General features: G+C 54.6%; 17 protein-coding genes. 9 read left to right on the plus strand and 8 right to left on the minus strand.

The window, feature by feature from the left end:
* Positions 1-6 precede the first annotated feature (6 nt).
* From hisG to ACUN9X_RS08740, 4 genes are all read left to right on the plus strand, one after another.
* A complete protein-coding gene (hisG, locus tag ACUN9X_RS08725) occupies positions 7-651 on the plus strand; it encodes an ATP phosphoribosyltransferase (RefSeq protein WP_260035838.1) in 645 nt (214 codons plus the stop codon).
* A gap of 63 nt (positions 652-714) precedes the next feature.
* Positions 715-2,031 carry a histidinol dehydrogenase gene (gene hisD / locus ACUN9X_RS08730; RefSeq protein WP_445472799.1) on the plus strand — a complete coding sequence of 439 codons (1,317 nt, stop codon included), beginning with the start codon at positions 715-717 and terminating at the stop codon, positions 2,029-2,031.
* 9 nt (positions 2,032-2,040) lie between these two features.
* Positions 2,041-3,096, plus strand: a complete 1,056-nt coding sequence (gene hisC, locus ACUN9X_RS08735; protein ID WP_445472800.1) for a histidinol-phosphate transaminase — start codon at positions 2,041-2,043, stop codon at positions 3,094-3,096.
* A 67-nt stretch (positions 3,097-3,163) separates the two neighbouring features.
* Positions 3,164-3,925, plus strand: coding sequence for a Nif3-like dinuclear metal center hexameric protein (locus ACUN9X_RS08740; protein ID WP_445472801.1), 762 nt, complete (start codon positions 3,164-3,166; stop codon positions 3,923-3,925).
* 36 nt (positions 3,926-3,961) lie between these two features.
* On the opposite strand, the gene ACUN9X_RS08745 is transcribed toward ACUN9X_RS08740, so the two are convergent.
* The gene (locus tag ACUN9X_RS08745) at positions 3,962-4,408 is read right to left on the minus strand and encodes a YhcB family protein (RefSeq protein ID WP_260035832.1); all 447 of its coding nucleotides are present in this window, start codon (positions 4,406-4,408) and stop codon (positions 3,962-3,964) included.
* Positions 4,409-4,632: 224 nt separating this feature from the next.
* On the opposite strand from ACUN9X_RS08745, the gene zapE reads away from it, so the two are divergent.
* The 5 genes from zapE (at position 4,633) to ACUN9X_RS08770 (ending at position 13,743) form a co-directional block, all read left to right on the plus strand.
* The gene (zapE, locus tag ACUN9X_RS08750; RefSeq protein WP_260035831.1) at positions 4,633-5,730 is read left to right on the plus strand and encodes a cell division protein ZapE; all 1,098 of its coding nucleotides are present in this window, start codon (positions 4,633-4,635) and stop codon (positions 5,728-5,730) included.
* A gap of 104 nt (positions 5,731-5,834) precedes the next feature.
* Complete coding sequence (locus tag ACUN9X_RS08755; protein WP_445472802.1) at positions 5,835-7,019, plus strand: thiolase family protein; 1,185 nt, start codon at positions 5,835-5,837, stop codon at positions 7,017-7,019.
* A gap of 435 nt (positions 7,020-7,454) precedes the next feature.
* Entirely contained in the window at positions 7,455-9,320 is a 1,866-nt protein-coding gene (locus ACUN9X_RS08760) for a DUF1302 domain-containing protein (RefSeq protein WP_445472803.1), read from the plus strand.
* A gap of 32 nt (positions 9,321-9,352) precedes the next feature.
* On the plus strand, positions 9,353-10,714 hold the full coding sequence (locus tag ACUN9X_RS08765; RefSeq protein ID WP_445472804.1) for a DUF1329 domain-containing protein: 1,362 nt from the start codon (positions 9,353-9,355) through the stop codon (positions 10,712-10,714).
* 308 nt (positions 10,715-11,022) lie between these two features.
* A complete protein-coding gene (locus ACUN9X_RS08770) occupies positions 11,023-13,743 on the plus strand; it encodes a LuxR C-terminal-related transcriptional regulator (RefSeq protein ID WP_445472805.1) in 2,721 nt (906 codons plus the stop codon).
* 82 nt (positions 13,744-13,825) lie between these two features.
* On the opposite strand, the gene ACUN9X_RS08775 is transcribed toward ACUN9X_RS08770, so the two are convergent.
* The 7 genes from ACUN9X_RS08775 to ACUN9X_RS08805 all read right to left on the minus strand — a co-directional run bounded on the left by ACUN9X_RS08775 (position 13,826) and on the right by ACUN9X_RS08805 (position 21,864).
* Complete coding sequence (locus ACUN9X_RS08775; RefSeq protein WP_445472806.1) at positions 13,826-14,737, minus strand: acyltransferase; 912 nt, start codon at positions 14,735-14,737, stop codon at positions 13,826-13,828.
* Between the two features lie 17 nt (positions 14,738-14,754).
* Complete coding sequence (locus ACUN9X_RS08780) at positions 14,755-15,147, minus strand: YkvA family protein (protein ID WP_445472807.1); 393 nt, start codon at positions 15,145-15,147, stop codon at positions 14,755-14,757.
* A gap of 2 nt (positions 15,148-15,149) precedes the next feature.
* Entirely contained in the window at positions 15,150-16,058 is a 909-nt protein-coding gene (locus tag ACUN9X_RS08785) for a glucosaminidase domain-containing protein (RefSeq protein ID WP_445472808.1), read from the minus strand.
* A 121-nt stretch (positions 16,059-16,179) separates the two neighbouring features.
* The gene (locus ACUN9X_RS08790; protein WP_445472809.1) at positions 16,180-18,339 is read right to left on the minus strand and encodes a hypothetical protein; all 2,160 of its coding nucleotides are present in this window, start codon (positions 18,337-18,339) and stop codon (positions 16,180-16,182) included.
* A gap of 171 nt (positions 18,340-18,510) precedes the next feature.
* Complete coding sequence (locus tag ACUN9X_RS08795) at positions 18,511-19,065, minus strand: YfaZ family protein (protein WP_260035820.1); 555 nt, start codon at positions 19,063-19,065, stop codon at positions 18,511-18,513.
* 199 nt (positions 19,066-19,264) lie between these two features.
* Complete coding sequence (gene yacG / locus ACUN9X_RS08800) at positions 19,265-19,462, minus strand: DNA gyrase inhibitor YacG (RefSeq protein WP_260035819.1); 198 nt, start codon at positions 19,460-19,462, stop codon at positions 19,265-19,267.
* A gap of 50 nt (positions 19,463-19,512) precedes the next feature.
* Positions 19,513-21,864, minus strand: a complete 2,352-nt coding sequence (locus tag ACUN9X_RS08805; protein WP_445472810.1) for a response regulator — start codon at positions 21,862-21,864, stop codon at positions 19,513-19,515.
* Positions 21,865-21,907: the final 43 nt, after the last annotated feature.

Consider the following 21,907-nt stretch of genomic DNA (forward strand, 5'->3'; position numbering starts at 1 on the left):
AGAATTATGACTGACAGTATTACCATTGCGCTTTCCAAGGGCCGCATCCTGAAAGAAACGCTGCCGCTGCTGTCTGAGGCAGGCATTGAGCCTGTTGATGATATCGAGAAGTCCAGAAAGCTGGTCTTTCCAACAACCGATCCGAGCGTCCGGTTGCTGATTATCCGCGCTACTGATGTGCCGACCTATGTTCAGTATGGTGGCGCAGACCTGGGCGTAACCGGCAAGGACGTTTTGATGGAGCACGGCGGTGCTGGCCTGTACGAGCCTCTGGATCTGAATATCGCACGCTGCCGTTTGATGACCGCCGGGCCGGTTGGGAAAGTATCACCTGCCGGGCGACTGCGGGTTGCGACCAAGTTCGTCAATCTGGCGCGTCAGTACTATGCATCGCAGGGTAGACAGGCAGATATCATCAAGCTGTACGGTGCGATGGAACTGGCACCTATCCTGAATCTGGCCGACGAGATTGTGGATATTGTTGATACCGGTAATACCCTGAAAGCAAACGGGCTTGAGCCTCGCGAGCACATCGCTCATATCAGTACCCGCCTGGTGGCAAACCGTGCCTCCATGAAAATGAAGCACCAAAAGCTCCATCCTATCATTGAGCAGCTGGGCGAGGCGGTTAACCGCCGTCGCGCTGATTGAACACGGGCGGTGCCACAAGCGCCGCCTTGCATCGCTTTTGTTTGTATCCCGAGAGGATCTGTTATGACTGACGTTACCCTTACGCGGCTTTCGGCCGGACAGGCTGATTTTGATACTGCGCTATCCAGGCTGCTGGCCTGGGAAGACAGTGTGGATCATCAGGTTAATGCGTCAGTTCGACATATTCTTGAAGAGGTCAAAACCCGGGGCGATGAAGCGCTGCTGGAGTTCACGGCCAAGTTTGATCAGTTGCAGGTGGATTCCGTAGCCGAGCTGGAAATACCCCGCAGCAGGCTCGAGCAGGCTTTGGATATCATTCCGCAGGATCAGCGAGCGGCGCTTGAATCCGCAGCCCGTCGGGTGCGCGAATACCATGAGCACCAGAATGCGCCGTCCTGGCAGTATCAGGATGAAGACGGCACGGTGCTCGGTCAAAAAGTAACACCCCTTGATCGCGCGGGTTTGTACGTTCCTGGCGGTAAGGCCGCCTATCCGTCGTCGGTGCTGATGAATGCGATTCCAGCCAAGGTGGCGGGTGTTGCCGAAGTGATCATGGTTGTACCGACTCCCGGCGGTGTGGTGAATGATCTGGTGTTGGCGGCGGCCTGTATCGCAAACGTTGACCGGGTGTTTACTGTCGGGGGTGCCCAGGCTGTGGCCGCGTTGGCGTATGGTACCCAGACGGTGCCGCGGGTAGATAAAATTGTCGGTCCCGGCAATATCTTTGTTGCTACGGCAAAGCGAGAGGTGTTCGGCACTGTGGGTATCGATATGATCGCCGGCCCGTCCGAAATTCTGGTGATCTGCGACGGTGAAACTGATCCCGACTGGATTGCAATGGATCTGTTCTCTCAGGCCGAGCACGACGAACAGGCCCAGTCCATTCTGATCAGCCCGGACAGCGCGTTTCTCGACAAGGTGGAAGAAAGCATTCGTCGGTTGCTGCCGACCATGGAGCGGGCTGCAATCATCGCCACTTCGATTTCGGATCGAGCGGCGCTGATTCATGTTAAAGACCTCGCCCAAGCGGCAGAGGTGAGCAACAGGATCGCGCCTGAGCACCTCGAATTGTCGGTTGCAGATCCTGAAGCGCTGCTGCCTTCAATTCGTCACGCCGGGGCAATCTTTATGGGACGCTATACTGCAGAAGCTTTGGGTGACTACTGCGCCGGTCCCAATCACGTGCTTCCCACCTCTGGCACAGCCCGATTCTCGTCGCCGCTGGGGGTGTATGATTTCCAGAAACGCTCTTCCATCATCGGATTTTCGGCTCAGGGCGCCGACCGGATGGGGCGGGTGGCGTCAGTGCTTGCGCGTGGCGAGGGGTTAACCGCCCATGCGCGTTCCGCTGAATACCGTATCAACGATGACAAGCGCTGAGGTGATCTGATGAGTCGTTACTGGAGCCCTATTGTCAGAGAGCTGGTGCCATACGTACCCGGCGAACAGCCGAAGATAAAGGATCTGATCAAGCTCAATACCAACGAGCATCCGCTCGGACCGTCGCCAAAGGTGATTGGTGCGATTAAAGCGGAGCTGAATGATTCATTGCGTCTGTATCCTGATCCGAACAGCGATGCTCTCAAGAGCGTCATTGCTGACTACCACAAAGTGACGCCGTCTCAGGTGTTCGTGGGCAATGGCTCAGACGAAGTGCTGGCCCATATCTTCTTTGGTTTGTTCCAACACGGACAACCCTTGCTGTATCCCGATGTGACTTACAGTTTTTATCCTGTGTACTGCGGGCTCTACCAGATTGAAGGTCAAGCGGTGCCGCTGGATGATGATTTTGTGTTGAGGGTTGAGGATTATCGTCAACCCAATGGCGGCGTGATATTCCCCAATCCCAACGCGCCCACCGGGCGCCTGTTGCCGCTGTCTGATATTGAAACACTGCTGCAGCACAACACAGATTCGGTGGTTGTGGTGGATGAAGCCTACATTGATTTTGGTGGCGAGACGGCTATCAAGCTTATCGATCGCTATCCCAATTTGCTGGTGACGCAGACGCTATCCAAGTCGCGCTCTTTGGCTGGTCTGCGAGTCGGGTTTGCAGTCGGTCATGCGGATCTGATTGATGCGCTTGAGCGCGTGAAGAACAGCTTTAATTCCTACCCTGTTGATCGTCTGGCGCTGGCGGGCGCAGTGGCGGCCTTTGAGGACGAGGCCTGGTTCAAGTCTGCTTGCGACTATGTTATCGCTGAGCGAGAGCGTGTGGCCACAGGGTTGGAGTCGCTGGGGTTTGACGTCATACCCTCGGCCGCCAATTTCGTGTTGGCGCGTCATCCTGATCACAAGGGTGCCGATCTGGCCGCCGCTCTGCGTCAGCGCAGCATCATTGTGCGCCACTTCCAGAAGCCGCGAATTGGTGATTTTCTGCGTATTACGATTGGTTCTGAAGCGCAAAATGCCGCCTTGCTGGATGCGCTTCCCGACATTGTCTGAAGGCCAGCATTGATTGATCACCTGAATGCGCATGCCTTTAATCCGACCACGTTAAGGAGACATAAAGATGACCACAACTGCTCATCGGAATGACATCGTATCGCTGGTTGAGTCGTGGCTGGAACCTGAACGCTTTCAGGACTACTGCCCGAATGGCTTGCAGGTTGAAGGCAAAGAGCAGGTGCGCCGGATTATTACCGGCGTCACAGCCTCCCAGGCATTGATCGATGCCGCCATTGCCGAACAGGCGGACATGATTCTGGTGCATCACGGCTACTTCTGGAAAGGTGAAGACCAGCGAATTCAGGGCATGAAGAAGCGCCGGCTACAGGCTCTTCTTGGTCACGATATCAGCCTTTTGGCCTACCACCTGCCTTTGGATGCGCACCCGGAGCTCGGTAACAATCGTCAGCTTGCGGATGTGTTGGGTATCACGAATCCGGCTGCCGTCAGCTCAGACCGCGGCTTGCTCTGGCTTGGTGATCTGCCTTCGCCGATGTCGCCAGATGCCTTCTCTGAACATCTTTCCCATCGGCTTGAGCGTCAATCGCTGCGGGTTGGAAAGGGTAAGTCGGAGATTCGTCGTGTGGCCTGGTGTACCGGTGCCGCGCAAGGCTTTTTGGGCGATGCTATCGCGTCCGGTGCTGATGCGTTCATAAGCGGGGAAATATCGGAACCCACGTTTCATACAGCGCAAGAGTGCGGTGTGCATTACTACGCGGCCGGTCACCACGCGACCGAGCGTTATGGCGTACAGGCACTAGGGCAGAAAATTGCAGATGTGACCGGCATTGAGCACCGGTTTATCGATATTGATAACCCCGTTTAACCGGCTGGTTTAAACGGGGTCAACGCCAGTCGCTATTCAGTTCTTTTCTTTTTCTGCCTGACGCTCCTTGAGACCGAAGTCCTCGGCGAGCGTACCTTTTTCTTTCGGGTCGCTGCGCGGTGCGTAGTCCCGTGGAGGCTCAAACCCGTCATCATTCTTGTGCCCGGCCAGGCGCGCCGTGTCGTTCTGTTTTTCGAGTTCGTCGAGCCAGTCTTCGTCGTGACACAAACGGTTGGCGCCACGGGCCATGTGTTGATTGATGTCGCGATAGACATCATTCAACCGGCGCATCATGTGCGCAGACTCCATAAAGTGTTCGTTGACTTGTGCCTGGTAGCGGGTGTATTCGCTGCGTAGCTCGTCAATCTGCTGCTCCAGTCGGCGCTGGCGCAGACTGGTGCTTTGCCCTGAGCGCCCTACGAGCAAGCCAATGACGAGCCCGACAATAAGGGTCGCTGAAGCAATCAGGATTAATGTCGTCATACGTTCCATGGCCCTGAGTTCAAATTTGTATAGTGTTCAAGTATACCGTTTGCCCGGGACATCGCACATGCCCCATTCCCCCTCCAATCGTCGAATAGACCCTTGGTGCTGGGTGGCGTCGGTAACCGGTATAAATGTCGCAATGGAGAAAAAAATCAAAATCGGCGATAATACGCCGCCATATTTACCGATCTCATCCATTGAGCGAGACAAGAGCGCGCAGCATGACCCCATGGGAACGCTATCAGCAAGACCTCCAGAAAGAAGGCTTTGAGAAAGACGCCGCACAGGCCGATGCAGTCAAACGCCTGCAGGCACTTTACGACAAACTTGTCCTTTCTGAAAGCCAGCGCAAAAAGACCAAGTCTCGCCTCGTGCGCAAACTGCGTGGGGGCAAGGTTGAACCTGTCACAGGCCTCTATTTTTGGGGTGGTGTGGGGCGTGGTAAAACCTACCTGATGGACACCTTTTTCGAGTCGTTGCCGTTTGAGCGCAAGATGCGCGTACATTTCCATCGCTTTATGCAACGGGTTCACAACGAGCTGAAATCGCTTAAAGGCACCAAGAATCCTCTGGAAACCGTAGGCAAGCGATTTGCGGATGAGGCCGCCGTTATTTGTTTTGACGAATTTTTTGTGTCGGATATTGGCGATGCCATGATTTTGGCCACCTTACTTGATACGTTGTTCGAGCAGGGCGTTTCGCTCGTCTGCACCTCGAATATTGAGCCCGACGGGTTGTACAAGAATGGTTTGCAGCGTGCGCGGTTTTTGCCGGCAATTGATTTGGTCAAAAAGTATACCGACGTCGTCAATGTCGATGGGGGTGTTGATTACCGGTTGCGCACCTTGGAGCAAGCTGAACTTTTTCATTCGCCGCTGGATGCTGCCGCTAAAGAGAGCCTGGAGCGAAGCTTCAAAGGGCTTGCACTGGACGGCTGCTCACATTCGTTGAATCTCGATGTGAATGGCCGTGCCATCAAGGCGCTGGCTCACGCGGACGATGTGGCCTGGTTTGAATTTTCGGCGCTGTGTGATGGGCCACGTAGTCAGAACGATTACATTGAGTTGGCCCGGGAGTTTCATGCCATTCTGATCAGCAATGTTCCGGTACTGGGCAATGAGAAAGATGATCAGGCCCGTCGTTTTATCAACATGATTGATGAGTTTTACGACCGTAACGTCAAAGTCATTATATCGGCGGAAGCCCCTATTCATGAGTTGTACGCCGGGGGGCGTCTGGGCTTTGAGTTTGAGAGGACAGAATCCCGATTGCTTGAAATGCAATCCAGGGAGTATTTGGAAGCACCGCACCGGGCGTGAGGATGCGATTGGTGCAATAACACGAAGCAGGTCCATCTGCGAAAACGGCGAAGAATCGTACGCGCAGGTCCGGGACATCTAAATCAGACGAAGAGAGCATGCAGATGAGTCAGGAAAATGTCGTTATTGTAAGCGGTGTGCGTACGCCAATGGGTGGTTTTCAGGGCAGTCTGAGCACTGTCAGTGCGATCGAATTGGGTGCAGTCAGTATCGCCGAAGCTGTGCGGCGGGCTTCGCTTCAGCCGGAAGATGTTCAGGAAGTGATTTTTGGTAACGTGCTCCCGGCAGGGCTCAAGCAGGGGCCAGCTCGTCAGGCCATGCGTCAGGCCGGACTACCTGACAGTACCGGCGCCACAACCATCAACAAGCTGTGCGGTTCCGGGATGAAGGCGACCATGCTGGCACACGATCTGATCAAGGCCGGCACTAACAACATTATGGTTGCCGGCGGTATGGAAAGTATGTCAAACGCGCCGTATATCCTGCAGAACGTGCGGCAGGGCTATCGCATGGGGCCGGGCGCTGCGCCGCAGGACCACATGTTCCTCGATGGTCTGGAAGATGCAGAAACCGGCCGCCTGATGGGGTCCTTTGCCCAGGATGTTGCTGACCAGAAAGGGTATACCCGCGAAGAGATGGATGACTACGCCATATCGTCCCTCAAACGTGCGCAGCAAGCGATCAAGGATGGCGTGTTAAAAGAGGAAATTATTTCCGTTACCGTTAAGACCCGGAAGGGTGAAACGGTTGTTGAGGATGATGAGCAGCCACTGAACGCCAATCTGGAAAAGATTCCGACGCTGCGTCCGGCCTTCAAGAAAGACGGCACTGTGACGGCGGCAAACGCATCCTCTATTTCCGATGGCGCGTCTGCGCTTGTCCTGATGACGGAGTCCGAAGCAGCAAGACGTGGGCTGACGCCAATGGCACGGATTGTGGCGCATTCTACCCACTCTCAGCATCCTTCGGAGTTTACCTGCGCGCCAGTGGGTGCGATCAAAACCTTGTTCGAGAAGACAGGGTGGGCCAAAGATGACGTGGACCTGTTTGAAATCAACGAAGCATTTGCGATGGTCGCGATGATGCCTATTCGTGAACTGGAACTGGACCCTGCCAAGGTCAACATTTATGGCGGGGCCTGTGCCCAGGGGCATCCTGTGGGATCGACCGGCTCCCGGCTGATTGTGACATTGATGCATGCGCTCAAGCGCCAGGGTAAAAAACGTGGCGTTGCGGCCCTGTGTATTGGTGGCGGCGAAGCAACCGCTATGGCGATTGAAGTGATCTGATAGTGCTGTTTGCGCGCCTTTTGCGTTTGCTCTAAAGGGCGCGCGTGCAATCCTCGCGGCGGTACATTCAAGGTACCGCCCGTTTAGTGGCCAGACTGCCAATAGGGCTGATCTGAGGTTAGTTAAATATTCCGATTTGATTTTTGCTACCTGGTTCCGCTTAATCCTTTGCCGGCCAACTGGTTGCCCTTCAAATTAGCGACTATAGTGATTTTGAAATCGGGATCCCCTGTTTATAAGGGTTTCAAGTCGACAATGCCTGTTTTCGAAGCCTCCTGGCGGGGGTTGTCAGTAAAATCATACTTTTGACTGATCAAAGCGTCCCGCCGCCTTAGCTATAGTGCCACCATCACGAGCACTGTGCGTGGAGTCTCCGACATCGTGAAGACCAATAAATAGAGCAGCGACTCAGAACAACAATGGAGTAGCCTTCCAATGACAAGAAAAACACATCAGCGGCAGCAATGGGCAAAGTTGCCTCTGGCTGCAGCCATAACTGCGACCCTGTCTACCCCGGTCGCCGCTTTCCAGTTTTATTTGGGCGACGTTGAAGCTTCCCTCGATACCACTTTGACTGTTGGTGCCGGTTGGCGTGTCGAGGAACAGGACAAGCGTCTGATTGCACAGGGTAACCTGGGGCCGTCATATGCGCCGGGTGGAGCGAACGCCAATATCGGTTCGTCCAGTAACAACTTTGACGACGGCAACCTGAACTTCGACAAGGGTGATACCTACAGCCAGATTGCCAAAGGTACCACCGAGCTCTATCTCAACTACTACACCGACAGTGACGTACTGACGCGTGTGGGTGGTTTTGTTCGTGGCCGTTACTACTACGACTTCAAACTTAAAGATGGCGACATGGCAGTTGATCCGGTCGGGCAGCAGCGTCAGCTGAACGAAGCCGCGGATGACAATGCGTCTGGTGCCGAGTTCCTCGACGCCTATATCTTTACCGACTGGTACGTAGGCGACATGCCATTGAGCGTTCGCTACGGTAAGCAGGTCGTCAGCTGGGGCGAAAGTACCTTCATCCAGGGCGGTATCAACACAATTAACCCGGTTGACGTTAACGCAATCCGGGCGCCAGGTGCTGAACTGAAGGATGCGCTGCTTCCAGTTGAGATGCTTTACACCTCACTTGGTCTCACCGAAAACATCACCCTGGAAGCATTCCTGCAAACATCATGGGAAAAGGTTCGCCCGGATGATTGCGGCACGTTCTTCTCGACCAACGATTTTGCGGCAGATGGCTGTGGCCCGGTGTTACTGGCCGGTCAGCTCCCTGATTCACAGGCGTATGCACAGGGCTTTATCTCCAACCGTGAAGGTGATCGCGAGCCGGATGATACGGACCAGTTCGGTGCAGCAATGCGCTGGTATGTGCCGGAGCTGAATGATTCTGAATTGGGCTTCTACTACATCCGTTACCACAGCCGTTTGCCTTACATTAGCGGTAAGGTGAATGATCCCGCGAATGGTCAGCAGTTCCCGACTTACTACGTTGAGTATCCTGAAGCGATTAACCTCTACGGTATCAGTATCAATACCACGATTCCGGGTGGCTGGTCGCTGGGTGCGGAATATAGCTTCCGCGACAACATGCCGCTGCAGTGGAGCGCGTTTGAGCTGATTTACGGTGGTCTGCAGCTGACTAACCCTGAAACCGGCGAGCCTGCGAGTTTGCTCGAGCAGCAGCGTCTGGAGGAATCCGGTGGTGCTGATCCGTCTGGCAAGGATAACGACGGCTACGACCGCTTCAAGGTATCCCAGGCACAGATGACTCTGATCAAGTTCTTCGATCAAGTGATGGGTGCAAGCCGTCTGACATTTGTCGGTGAAGTGGGCGGTACCTATGTTCACGGTCTGCCTGATTACGACGAAGCGCGTTACGGTCGCTCCGGCACTTTCGGTATTGGCGAGTTGCCTGGTGGCGCTTGTGATGGCAGTGGCTCTACCGGCACAGCGCTCAACATCAACACCAAATACTGTAATAACGATGGCTTTACTACATCCTTCTCCTGGGGTTACCGCGCCCGGTTTGTATGGGATTACCCGAACGTATTTGCAGGCATCAACCTGAGCCCGCAGCTCGCGTTGTCGCACGATGTTCAGGGTTACGCGCCATCGCCTGGCGGTAACTTTAGCGAAGGCCAGAAGGCTGTGGGTCTGTCGGTTACCGGTGTCTACCAGAATCGTTACAGTGCAAATATTGGATATACGAACTATTTCGGCGGCAAACCGTATAACGAGTTAACCGATCGCGATAACGTCAGTGCCAGTGTGTCAATGTCCTTCTGATCGGCCTGAATTCGTATAACGAGGTAATTTAAATGAAATTAAACAAGACGTTATTTATCAGCGGTATTCTCGCGGCGACACTTGCAAGTGGCAGCGCCTATGCCGCTGTGTCCCAGCAGGAAGCTGATAAGCTGGGAAATTCCCTGACACCGATTGGTGCCGAGAAAGCGGGAAATGGCGATACCATTCCGGCTTGGGATGGCGGGATGACATCCAGCCCTTCCGGGTACAAGAATGATGGTATCTACATCAACCCATTCCCTGATGACAAAGAGCTTTTCCGTATCGATCAGAGCAATGTTGATCAATACGCTGACAAGCTGTCGCCGGGCCAGGTGAAGATGATCAAGAAGTACGATGATTACTTCATTCCCGTCTACAAGACACGTCGAACAGCTGCCTATCCGCAGTCGGTTTATGATCTTGCGAAGGAAAACTCGACCAAGACAAACCTGATTCCGAGCGGCAACGGCATGGAAAATTATGCTGATGGCATTCCGTTCCCGGTTCCGCAAAACGGTCTGGAAGTTATCTGGAACCATATCACCCGCTATCGTGGTGGTTCGGTAACCCGAAACGTGGGCCAGGTAACGCCAACGGCTGATGGTAACTACAGCGTCGTGCGTTTCCAGGATGAGCTGACCTGGCGTGTGGCACTGGCTGACTACAACCCAGATGAAGACCAGAACGTACTGTTCTACTTCAAGCAGGCTATCACCGGTCCAGCGCGTCTGGCGGGTAACGTCCTGCTGGTTCACGAGACCATCAACCAGGTCAAGGAGCCACGTCGTGCGTGGGTCTATAACGCGGGCCAGCGTCGTGTTCGCCGGGCACCTCAGGTTGCTTATGACGGACCAGGTACTGCGGCTGACGGTTTGCGGACCTCAGACAACTTCGACATGTACAACGGCTCGCCTGACCGTTACGACTGGGAGCTGGTGGGCAAGAAGGAGATGTATATCCCATACAACTCCTACGAGCTGGTTGACCGTAACCTGAAATATGACCAGATCGTGAAGGCCGGTCACATCAATCAGGAGCTGACCCGTTATGAGCTGCATCGTGTATGGCACGTACGCGCAACGCTTAAGAGTGGAGAGCGTCATATCTATGCCACGCGTGACTTCTATGTCGATGAGGACACATGGCAGGCGTCTGTGATCGATCATTACGATGGTCGTGGTGAGCTCTGGCGAGTGGCTGAAGCCCATGCGATGCAGTTCTATGATCACAACATTCCATGGTATGCAATCGAAGTGCTGTACGACACGTTGTCCGGACGCTACATCGCGCTGGGTCTGACCAACGAAGAAGAGAACCCGTACCAGTTCGGTGTTGAGCGGAACTCTCGCGAGTACACACCTGCGGCACTGCGCCGTGCAGGTACGCGGTAAATAGCAGTCTGCTTTTACTGCTGTGCATCAAGGCCCTCGCTTAACCGCGAGGGCTTTTTTTGTGTTTTGAAAAAGATACTTACGATGTTTCACATTGTTTAACGAAGCCCCTGAGCTATCCTCTTTGCGCCGAGCGCTTGCTTTGTATTAACCTAGTGCGACTAAAGTAGAGTCGGGTTGCCACGAAGGTATCGCAGAATACTGAATGCCAACATATAACCGACCATAAAAATAATAAGGATAACGAATGTTACGACATCACTTTTGTGTGATTGGCCTGAATCGCACGATTTCAATTGGGGCATGTCTTGAAAAGTATCCACGACGTACGCGCGGCCAACGACGATTTTTCGGGGCTGGCACGGGGTGCGCAGTCCGGTGATTTAATATGGGATATTCTTGCGAGTCGAATCCGTTTCCCGGCAATACTGCGCAATAGACTCGAGCGCCATCAACTAACCCACCACATTAAACAAGGTATACAGTCCGGCCAGGTTCTGCTGCTGGAGGCACCTTGTGGCTTTGGCAAAACCCAGGCCGTTCTTGCCGCAATCGATACTGAAGCAACATCTGACGTCGCTTGGCTGACGCTTGAGCCGAGGGATGATGATCCCATGCGCCTGCTCAGCCTGCTGGCCATTTCCTTGCGTCAGGATAGTTCTTTTGGTCGCCAATCCGTTGGGAGCGGAGGGTACTCTGACCTCGTTTCGCTGATTCTTCAGGGATACCAGCGGGATCGCGCCGCTCAGCGTGATGGCTTGCCAGCCAGTCTCGTGCTTGATGACGTGCATCTGTTGGGGCATCCGATTACTCGGGCACTGGTCGAGCAGTTGATCGCCGAGTTGCCGTCAACTCTCGCACTTGTGCTGATTTCAAATGAGCAGGTTTCATTTGCTACCCACACACTCTCACTTGATGGCCGCCTGAAAAGACTGGGGGTTGATGAACTGGCGTTGAGTGTAAGTGAGACCGATGCTTTATTTGAGAATGAGAAAAATCAGGGGCTGATGACCTCCACAGCGCTTGAGCACATCTGCCATTTAACCGAAGGTTGGCTGACGCCGCTCCAGCTCTACAGGCTGGAATTGAGCAACGTTACGCAGATGGCGCACTCCATTTCCGATAGCCCGAGCGTTCGCCGCTTTTTTAATGACGCGCTGTTGAGCCCTTCGGAAAAGAGAGATCACACCGCGCTCTATCACATGGCCGAACCCGATCTCATCAGCGACGCCTTGTACCATGCGATGACCGATGACGTCTCGACGACGCATTCGCCATCGGCATTTTCAGCTAGTGGATTGCCGCTTTGGCCGGTCACGGGTAAGGGCCACTGGTATAAATTTAATCCTTTGTTTCGCGACTGGCTTCTGACCAAAGGTGTTGCAGGGCGAAGCCAGCGGGCGCTGAGGGCCAGCGAGTGGTTCGAGTCCCAAGGGGATCGCTCGGAAGCATTAACCTATGCACTTCGGGCCCAGAATGCAGAGCGCGCACTTGAAATCGCCGCATCAGGATCTGAAGCATTGCTGGCGGGCCAGGACACCGGCGCGTTACTGAGTTGGCGCCGGCAACTACCCCTTAATTTACTTGAACGCAGTCCACGCCTTCGTCTGGTGTACGGTTGGGTTCATGCTATTGGCGGTCAGTTTTCCCAGGCGGAAAAGCTGTTGGAAGGCATACCGGAGCACGATGCCGATGCGCTCGCAGGGCGTCTGGCCACGCTTCGGGCCTTCATTCTTCGCGGAAAGGGGGATGTTGCGAATTCGATAAGCTGGGCTGATCGTGCGTTGGCGGATGACACCATTTCTGACCATACGCGGTTGATGTCATTAATGGTGCGCTCAAGCGCCTTGACCGCAACATTGCAGTTTGGTGAAGCGCGCACGGCCAATCGTATCGCCACACGGTTGGCGAGGGAGTCCGGCGATGCAGGTTGCGAGATGCTGGCTGTGTATGATCATGCCAGGATCGAGTTGGGCAAGGGCTATCTCAAGCGAGCCGAGACCCTGTTGAGGCATGGCCTGGAAGTGGCGGTGAACGCACCGTATCAGCCGCCCAGGGTGGGCGAGAGTCGTCTGCAGCTTTGTCTGGCGCTGGTGCTCTGGCATCAAGGGCGCAGGGACGAGGCGGAATCCTGGTTGAAGCGATCTGCCCGGCAGGCCGAACAGTGTCGTGATTTGGGCTTGCTGCTGAATATGGGGTTGCGTGCCATGCTGGCGAAATCCCGCGGTGAGCTGGAGCAGGCCTTCAGCTGGATTGGTCAGGCGGAACGTACAATGCAACTGTGGCAGGTTGATGAGCCCGCTTATCGTCCTGCGCTGGAAGCGCTGAAAGTATCCTGTTGGTTGCACAGTGACCAGAAGGAGCACGTTGATGTTGCGTTGCGAAACTTGAAGCGTAACAACAGGGATGAGTGGGTGCCGGAATTGTTTCCCATGTTGCCGGGGCTTTTGGATGCGATGGAGATTCGGCTGTGTATTGCCCGCAAAGAGCTGGCTGAGGCTCAGACAAAGCTAACGGCATTTCGTAATGGTGACGCGATTGATGGTGTTGAAGGCGGGTCTGCGCCATTGGGGCATGTGATTTACGCGGGCATTCTCCAGGCACTGATTTACGACCGGTCCGGCAAACCTGACAAAGCGCTGGTCACCTTGCGTATTGCCATGCAGGAAGCGGCGCGTGAGCATTACCTGAGCCCGTTTATCGAGTTGGGGCGTGAGTTGCGCACGTTGTTGCCAAAGGTTCTGGCAAGCGGCACAGAATCCGGGTTCTATGATGCGCTACGCACTCTGTTTAGTGTTGAGGAGACACCAGAGCATGGCCATTCAGCCGAGCTGGCTGAACCCATCAGTGATCGGGAACGCGGCGTGCTTGAGTTGATCGCCACAGGGTTGTCGAACCAGGATATTGCGGACCGGCTCCACATATCGCTGCATACGGTCAAAACCCACGCCCGTCGGATCAATGCGAAGTTGAATGTACGCTCACGTACTCAGGCTATCGTAAGGGCTCGAGAGCTGGGCGTCCTCTAGCCGTTCTCTAACGAAAGTGTGCGGCTAATCCGGGGCCCCAAGTGCCCCGGTTGTCAACAACAAGCCAGCTACGTGCAAAGGGTCAGGCGTCAGGCATGTTCTCTGACTGCATGATTTGCATAATACGCTGGTCCTTTTGGGACCAGATATCACTGATCCACTGCTGAAATTCCTCTCTTATGTTCACGTCATTCTGGTAATCCATTCCTAAAAACCTGGGGGGGATATCGATCGTGCGGATATGAATCACGATGCGATGGATGCGCCCACACAGATAATCCCAGAAACTGTGCTTTTTTTTCGGATAGACAATGGTGACGTCCAGCAGTTGATGCAGGATGTCACCCATTGCGCTCAATACAAATGCCGTTCCACCGGCCCTTGGCTTGAGCAGGTGTCGATAAGGTGAGTTCTGCTGTTTGTGTTTGGCAGGTGTGAACCGGGTGCCTTCCATAAAGTTGAATACGGTAACCGGAGTGTGCTCAAACTTCTCGCAGGCCCGACGCGTGGTTTCGAGGTCTTTGCCTTTTAGTGCAGGGTTCTTTGCAACTTGCTCACGGGTAAAGCGGCGCATGAACGGAAAATCGAGAGCCCACCAGGCAACACCTAACAAAGGCACCCAGATCAACTGTTGCTTGAGGAAGAACTTCATCAGTGGAATACGGCTGTTCAGAGCGTGCTGTATGGCCGGAATATCTGCCCAGGACTGATGGTTGCAGGTCACAAGATACCAGTTGGAGCGGGATAGTGATTCGTGACCCTCAATCTGCCATTCAATATGGTGGAGCGTGTCGGCGAGAAGATTGTTGAAGCCAAGCCAGATATAGGCGATCCAGTTCACAATGACAGTGCAGTATTTTCGGATAACCGTCACCGGCACAAGTAATTTGATAAAGGCAAAGAGCAACAGGATTGGTAGCAGTGTCAGTGTGACGAGAATTATCAGTGTCACCGCGAGACAACCTTTGAGCGTCGCGGGAAGGGACTTAAGCATCTGTCGGATATCTCCGGCTAGGCAGTGTTATCGGAAGTCGAGGCGCTATCTTGTTTGCCAAAAATGGTGTCGGCGCGATGGCGGGCGCGATGCCGTATATCCGGCGTGACATGAGCGCCAAGTATTGCGAGAGAGGCGATCATCACTGACACGTCATCGGTGTAACCCAGTACAGGCGTGAGGTCGGGGACCGCATCTATCAGGCTGATAAAATAGCCAAGGCTGCCGGATATCACCGCCTTGCACCAGGTAGGAGTGCCTGGCTCGCGTAGCGTGTAGAACAGCGTCAGACCGAGTTCCGCCGGGCGCCGCCCAAGCTGCTTGGTGCGATGGGCCAGTTTGCCCCAGAAACCGGTTTCCGAATAATGTGATGCCCAAGGCACCAACTGGTCAGGTTCGGGTGTTTTCACAATTAACCTTCGTTTTTGGCGATACCGCCTGGCGTCAGAGTGCTTTCGTCACCGGTGGCCAGTTGCAACAAGCCGGTAACGGACGCATCCCGGCCCACCAGTTTCTGGTATTGCTTGTCATAATAACCGAGGTTGTTGTGATGGATCATCTGCTGGATTTCCCTGACATAGTCAGATCCTCGCTCGGAATAACCAATCAACCCCTGCGCCAGTACATCTCCGCTGGGGAACTTGTCCTTGCTTCGCGCCTGTTCGCGTGTATTACGCAATGCGCGGTAGCTCGGATGACGATTGATATTGGTAATATAGGCGCGGATAGATTCATAGGGTGAGTCGAAGCTCGCCACTTCGTGACTGGCCCCTTCAATCCGATGAAGCGGCACCAGCCCACAACCTTCCGAGAAGCACCATTGACCGAACAGGTTATTGCCTTTGCGGGCAAAGCGCGAGGTACCCCAGGCCGATTCATTAGCAGCCTGGGCCATAATCAGAGAGGGTGAAATGACATCCATTCGGCGATCAAGCATTTCAAACATCTCGGCTGATCCCGGCGCACTGTCGATACGAAGTCGTTTTGCCTGACGCTGAAGCCAGGCTTTATCCTCGGTCGAGAGTTCGTCCTTTCGCTCCAGCGCTTCCAACATATCCCGTTGCATCAAGACACGGGTGTTGGCCAGAGCGATTCTCGGGTAAAGAAACGAGAAAAATGCGGCCTTTTTTTCAGCTGTATTGGCGGTGTTTGTAAAGTCTGGCAATTCTGCACGCGCCCAGTTCGGTAGCGGCGGGAGAGCATCCAGTACAACATCTTCCTGATCCATGGGGATGTCTGGAAACGGCTCGTGAATCGTTCCCCAGATAAAGGCTATTGCGAACGAAGCCACCATGGCTGTCAGTTTAGTGCCTGCCGTCATCCCGCTCTCCCGTTACTGTCAGTATGACGCTAATTGTAACAGGTACTGGTTAAAAAGCCGGTTAGCGCTTGTAACCGCAGCAGTGCCAGTTGAATCGCTCCTGAAAACCTTGGACTGCGCATTATGGCGCTTCAAGCACGCCAATCAGCAGTCCGAGATACTCGTCACCGGAGGGGAGCCTTTCCCTGATTTGCAACATCAGGAGCGATCCGTCTTCGGAGACAAATCCCTGGAGATAGGGCGAGGCGCCTCCGGTTTTGGTCATTACAAGTTGAGGCGTCGCCCCACTGGTAAAGGTGAATGTCAGGTCTGCGTCTGTCGTCGTGGTCAGGGCATGGGGGCGCTCGAGCATCTGAGTGCTGACGGTCTGGGTCACCTCAAAACCGGCCAGCGAGACTGTGGCGTCACCTGCGGTGCCGATTGAGAGTTGCCCACCGTCGATGTGTTGGAGGATCTGCTTGTCATCATTAAGCCCAACGATTGTTCCCTGCAGGCGATAGTTTCTGTCCGCCTCCGGTGGCTGGTTGCCGGCTTTGAGTGCTATCAATACCCCGTCTCCGTTAACCGGATTATCGAGGTTGAAGGCAAGAAGGCTACCATCGGGCTGACTTGCGCCAACTTGACCGATAGCGGATGAATCAAGTGACAGGCGGCCGGTATTTTTGTCGCCATCTGATAGCTGTGATGTCTGGTTGCTGACGTTTGCCGGCCCGTCTCGGTTTGGTGATGCGGACGTGACCGTGCCATTGGCGCTGCGGTTGATTTCCTCGGCACTGGCGGTTTGCGTAAAGCTGCCACCGGAGCCGGACCAGGTTCCGAGCATGGATTCTGTTCTGAACGGTGTGACCGGGTCACCAAGTTGGGTCGAGAAACTGATCACGTTGTAATTTGAACTCAGAGTGCTGATCTGGAAATCGTCACTTTTGGTGAACGATAAATCGAAAATGGAAACGAAATATTCCTCAAGTTGATCACCGCGCTGGTAGCCACCATTGTCCGCTTTCAGTTCAAGTGATCTGCCCGCCGAAAAGTAACCCGAGACCAAAGCTTGCGGATCGTCTTTTCCTCCGACAACCAAAGCGTCGAGTCGGTAGGGGTTGCGCGTCCAGCCAATAATTTTGGCGCTGTTTTTGTTAGTGATGGTCTGAAGTACGGACAGCCCCGCAAGCAGCTGTGTATCATTTTTGATGCTACCGGGCACTGCGGTAGTCGCGTGGCTGTTGATATCCCAGTTGTCTGGACCGAGGTAGACTGAATTTGCCGCCGAAAATTGTGTCAGGGTCGCACGCTGGTAGGGGATATCGCTGGCCAGGAAGGTGGCGGTTATGCCGAAAGCGCCAAGGGATGACATCGATAGACCGGGATAGACATACCCTACGCCGTTGACTTCAACCCGTTCTTCGGCGCTTCGGCGAATGCCCCAGCGCCCGGGGCCGGAGGTTCCCGTGCCGGTTATGCCGAGCTCCAAGCCATGAAAGACGGTGTTCATGTTAACGGAATCGCCTGAAATTGTGCTCGTATCGGCGGGTGTAATCAGGATAATTTTAGCCATCTCGCTCACATAACGGGCGAAATCGGCTCGCTGGCCGAGTAGGGCAACTGCGCTGTTGAAACCGGTATTGTCGGGGATGTCGATTTCAAAATCCTGGACCTGATCAGCCAGCGTTGACCAGATATATTTATTGATGCAGAGGTTCGTTGAGTCTGTGCTGTTGACACACGCCATCGCTTGTTCAAATTGCAGCTCGGTGTAGCCGCCAAGCCCCTCGATCACCAGGTACTCGGAAAACGGATTGACCTTGATGTCACGATCATTGTCGGTAGCAAAGGCACGAATGGTTTGCCCCTGGTAGCTGACCTCAATCAGCACATCGGGTCCCAGTGGCTGGCCATTGGGAAAGCCGATGATGTTGAATCCGTCATCATCTGTGCGCGTCGTGACGTCTACGGAGGATAGCGCTCTCAGATTCTGATCTGTTTTGTAAACGCGCACACTGTCAGGCTGAACCAGGTGCAGGTTTCGCCGTGAGAGCGGTCCTTCTGGCGCCATATGCTCCGGCACTTCAACGGTGATCCTGACTTCATTTCTGGCGAGGCCGTTGGCGTTGCTGGTGTCGCCGGTGCTTGTCTCAGAGAAGTCGCTGCCCGGATTCTTGGCTCCGGGAAAGCTGTTCTCGCGACTGCCGGCCTCTTTGACGGCATCATCGCCGGCACTGCTGCAGGCGGTAAGAACGATGGCGATAGTAATCACTGAAAAAGAACGTGCAAGCGCTGAAATCACAGCCGGAAGACCTTTTTATGGGTTTTCGAAAAGTCTAGCAGTGGCGGGGGAGCAGGACAGTGAGGCGGGGCACAGAATTGCCATCGGTAAAGGCGCCGATGGCAAAGTGAGTGCAGCAAAACGTCGGTGTTCGCGAGGTTTTGCTGCACTCTCTAAGGGGCGATTAATCGCTTAGAAGTACAGTTTGATACCGGCCATGACGCCTTCATCGAGGTTGATGTCGCCGTGCGGATCCAGATCTGTGTTCAGGTAACGGTAGCCACCGAAAACCTCAGCATTGCGGATTACGCGGTAGCTGACCCGGGCTTCGAGGCTGGTCATGTCTTCGGAGTCGCCGAAAGACAGGATGTTGGGGGCGTAGTGCAGCGCGCCGTTAACCGACAGGCCAGGCACGTTGGGGATGTTAACGGTAGCGAACCCGCCGATACCCACGGCACCGCCATCCAGGTCGTCATCGTCCCAGCCCAGCGCTTTGACACCGATGCCAGCGGTTGTAGGCAAGTTACCCAGTGCAGTTCGGCCCTGAGCATGCAAGTCCAGATTTACGATATGCCGGCTACCTTCGTGGTAGGTATAGCCAGCGCCCGCCTGCATGTCGGCGTTAATCGGCAGGAAGTTGACCTGGCCTTTGGCCGAGTCATTGGTGAGGCTGAGGTCAAAGTCAGCGGCCATAACTGGTGTTACTGCCAGTGAAAGCGCCAGTACTGAAAGGCGGCTGTAATTCATGGGTTTACCTCTTGTGATACGTTTTTAGTACATTCTTGGCGAGTCAGCGGATCATGGTATCTGCCGTTGACAGGCTGCTCAATAAGGGTTTGGTTACAGTTAGGAAAGCTCGGCTATTGCGTTGGCGAGCGAGCATAGGGTCGCCATGGTGCAAACAAGCCATGCTGTGCACTTGCCGTTCTCAGGCCAGGCTTATTAGTTAGTGGGTAAAGTCGTCTGGTTGATCATCGCCTGATCGCAGGTCTTCCGGGTCGGCGGGCTCCGCTGGTATTCGAAAATCTTCGTTGGCCCAGGCACCAAGGTCGATCAGCTTGCATCGCTCACAGCAGAAAGGCCGGTGGGGATTGCTGGTATCCCATTCAACTTCTTTTTTGCAGGTAGGGCAGGTGGCTAACATGACGTTCTGTTCTGGCTCCGGTTCCGATATTGAGCCCTAATGTTAACAGCTCAGACGTCAATTGCACTCTGGCAGAACTGATCAAGGATTGCTCGCAGCATCTCCATATTGACAGGTTTCGCCACAAAAGCATCCATGCCGGCATGCCGGCATTTTTCTTCGTCCTGTTCCATAGCGCTTGCGGTTAGCGCAACCACGGGTACATGGCTGAGTTCGCGCTCGTTTTCCAACTTGCGTAAACGTCGGGTGGCTTCGAAACCATCCACCTTGGGCATCACGCAATCCATAAAGATCATGTCAAAACGATGCCATTGCAGCAGGCCAAGTGCGGCTTCTCCGTCGTTGGCGGTGGTGACGTCACAACCCAGCTTTTCGAGCAGGCGCCGGGTCAGCGTGCGGTTGACTGGATTATCCTCTACCAGCAGCACCTTCATGCGTTGTGCGGGTTGAGGCCGCCGTGAGCGTTGCTCGGGGCCAGGCTGGAGCGAAAATCGGGTGAGGAATGACCGTTCGCCGTTGCGTTGATCAACAAACAACTGATGGAGAATAGGGCTGAGACAGGATTCGCGCAGTGATTTACTGAGAAACCCGTCGGCGCCCGCTTGCCGGAAGTGCTCGGCGTCGCCCCGTTGCGGGTTGGATGAAAGCACGAGTATGCGGGTAGCTTTCCATTGGGGGTTCTCGCGAATCTGCTGGCACAGCAGATCGCTGTCCATGTCCGGCACAAAACCATCAAGCAGGACGGCGTCGAACGGGGAGTCATTTTCACTGCTCTGGCGCAACGCGACGATGGCTTCGGCGGCAGACTTCACTGCATCGATATCAACCTCGAACCGTGACAGCATTTCCAGCGTGATTTTGCGTGACAGGGCATAAGAATCAACGACCAGCACGCGCTTGCCCCGAATCATCCGGGTATCCTGGCGCACACGGGTGGTGCCTGCCGGGGCAACGGCGAGATCAAGCTCAATCCAGAACGTTGATCCTTCCCCGGGCCGGCTTTCGACATCGAGTTTTCCGCCCATCAGGTTTATGAGCTGTCGGCAGATCGTCAGGCCAAGGCCTGCGCCAGGAAGTTGCCTGCGAACACGCTGGCCCAGCTGCACATACGGCTCATAAACAAGGGGTAGGTCGTCGCTGGGTATACCGATACCGGTATCTTCTACGGCGACGCGCACCTGGATTGCATCGCCCTCTCGGCCAAGCACTTCAAGGCTGATCAGTACGTGTCCTGAATCCGTAAACTTGATCGCGTTGGATGTCAGGTTAAGCAGAATCTGGCGCAAGCGTATCGGGTCTCCCCGAAGGTTTTCCGGGAGGTTTTCATCAATCCTGAGCTCGAACGCCAGCCCTTTTTCTCTAGCTCGGGCGCCCAGCATGACCACCAGATCGTTGAGCGTATCCCTGAGATCGAATGGAATGTTTTCGAGCACCATCTTGCCGGCTTCCATGCTCGATATATCAAGCAAGTCGTTGATGATTGCAGACAGGTTTTCGGCTGACGTTTGCAGAGTCTGAACGTAGTCCTGTTGCTCCTGATCCAGCGTTGTATCCTCCAGCAGGCTGGCGTAACCCAGTACTGACTGCAGGGGGGTGCGTAATTCGTGACTGACGTTCGCCAGAAACAGGTTTTTGGCATGGTTGGCCCGCACCGCCTCGTCCCGCTCACCCTGTGAACGAATGCTGGATTGGCGCAGGGTTTGTGCCTCTTCGAGCATCTGCATTCGCATGATGTTCAGGGCCTGCTCCACTTCGCTTAATTCGTCAGCTCTTGCAGGTGGTTTGCGGCGAAGTTTCAAGGGCGCGATCAGAGCATCAAAGTTGAGTCGTTTGATGTAAGCGGCGATAGCTTCGAGGTGGCGCGTCAATGTCTGCCGCACGATCAGCAGGAGACCCAGCGTGCCGAACATCACAATGATGCTCTGAAACAGCAGCAGAATCAGGCCTCTGGCGATGACATCCTGATGCATCCGGTTCAGGGAAGACGAAATGGTCAGGGTGCCAAGCGGCGTGTTGGGGGCACGCTGTGAGGTCTTGAGTGCGATATCGTAACGCTGTGTGATGTCATCGCCTTCAACGGGGCGCCCTGCGGTGTAGCGCTCCCCGGTTTCGGTGATCACTTCAGCGAACTGGATTGAAGGGAATGCGAGTAAACCATCCAGACTGGTCTTGATGGCCCGGTTGTCCAGCATCCAAAGGTCATTGCCAAGGATCGGGCTGAGCATTTCCGCCGCCCTGTTCTGTAGCTCGGACACCTCGGTTTTGCGTCGCTCAAACTCACCCGTCATCTGCGCCGCACTGGCGATAAGCGAAAGCACGAAGCTGAACAGGAGAACATAACCCAGCAGTCGCGCTGCCAGCGGGCGCACGCCAAATTGACTGAGAAATGATTTTAATGCCACGTGACCGCTTCCCTGTGATGGATACTATTATTGCGACGCAATC

Source organism: Marinobacter sp. V032 (assembly GCF_052645435.1).

What these genes read in the sequence shown, in the direction of transcription:
- hisG (WP_260035838.1), top strand. Translation starts at nt 7, where the DNA reads ATGACTGACAGTATTACCATTGCGCTTTCCAAGGGCCGCATCCTGAAA.
- hisD (WP_445472799.1), top strand. Translation starts at nt 715, where the DNA reads ATGACTGACGTTACCCTTACGCGGCTTTCGGCCGGACAGGCTGATTTT.
- hisC (WP_445472800.1), top strand. Translation starts at nt 2,041, where the DNA reads ATGAGTCGTTACTGGAGCCCTATTGTCAGAGAGCTGGTGCCATACGTA.
- ACUN9X_RS08740 (WP_445472801.1), top strand. Translation starts at nt 3,164, where the DNA reads ATGACCACAACTGCTCATCGGAATGACATCGTATCGCTGGTTGAGTCG.
- ACUN9X_RS08745 (WP_260035832.1), bottom strand. Translation starts at nt 4,408, where the DNA reads ATGACGACATTAATCCTGATTGCTTCAGCGACCCTTATTGTCGGGCTC.
- zapE (WP_260035831.1), top strand. Translation starts at nt 4,633, where the DNA reads ATGACCCCATGGGAACGCTATCAGCAAGACCTCCAGAAAGAAGGCTTT.
- ACUN9X_RS08755 (WP_445472802.1), top strand. Translation starts at nt 5,835, where the DNA reads ATGAGTCAGGAAAATGTCGTTATTGTAAGCGGTGTGCGTACGCCAATG.
- ACUN9X_RS08760 (WP_445472803.1), top strand. Translation starts at nt 7,455, where the DNA reads ATGACAAGAAAAACACATCAGCGGCAGCAATGGGCAAAGTTGCCTCTG.
- ACUN9X_RS08765 (WP_445472804.1), top strand. Translation starts at nt 9,353, where the DNA reads ATGAAATTAAACAAGACGTTATTTATCAGCGGTATTCTCGCGGCGACA.
- ACUN9X_RS08775 (WP_445472806.1), bottom strand. Translation starts at nt 14,737, where the DNA reads ATGCTTAAGTCCCTTCCCGCGACGCTCAAAGGTTGTCTCGCGGTGACA.
- ACUN9X_RS08785 (WP_445472808.1), bottom strand. Translation starts at nt 16,058, where the DNA reads ATGACGGCAGGCACTAAACTGACAGCCATGGTGGCTTCGTTCGCAATA.
- ACUN9X_RS08795 (WP_260035820.1), bottom strand. Translation starts at nt 19,065, where the DNA reads ATGAATTACAGCCGCCTTTCAGTACTGGCGCTTTCACTGGCAGTAACA.
- yacG (WP_260035819.1), bottom strand. Translation starts at nt 19,462, where the DNA reads ATGTTAGCCACCTGCCCTACCTGCAAAAAAGAAGTTGAATGGGATACC.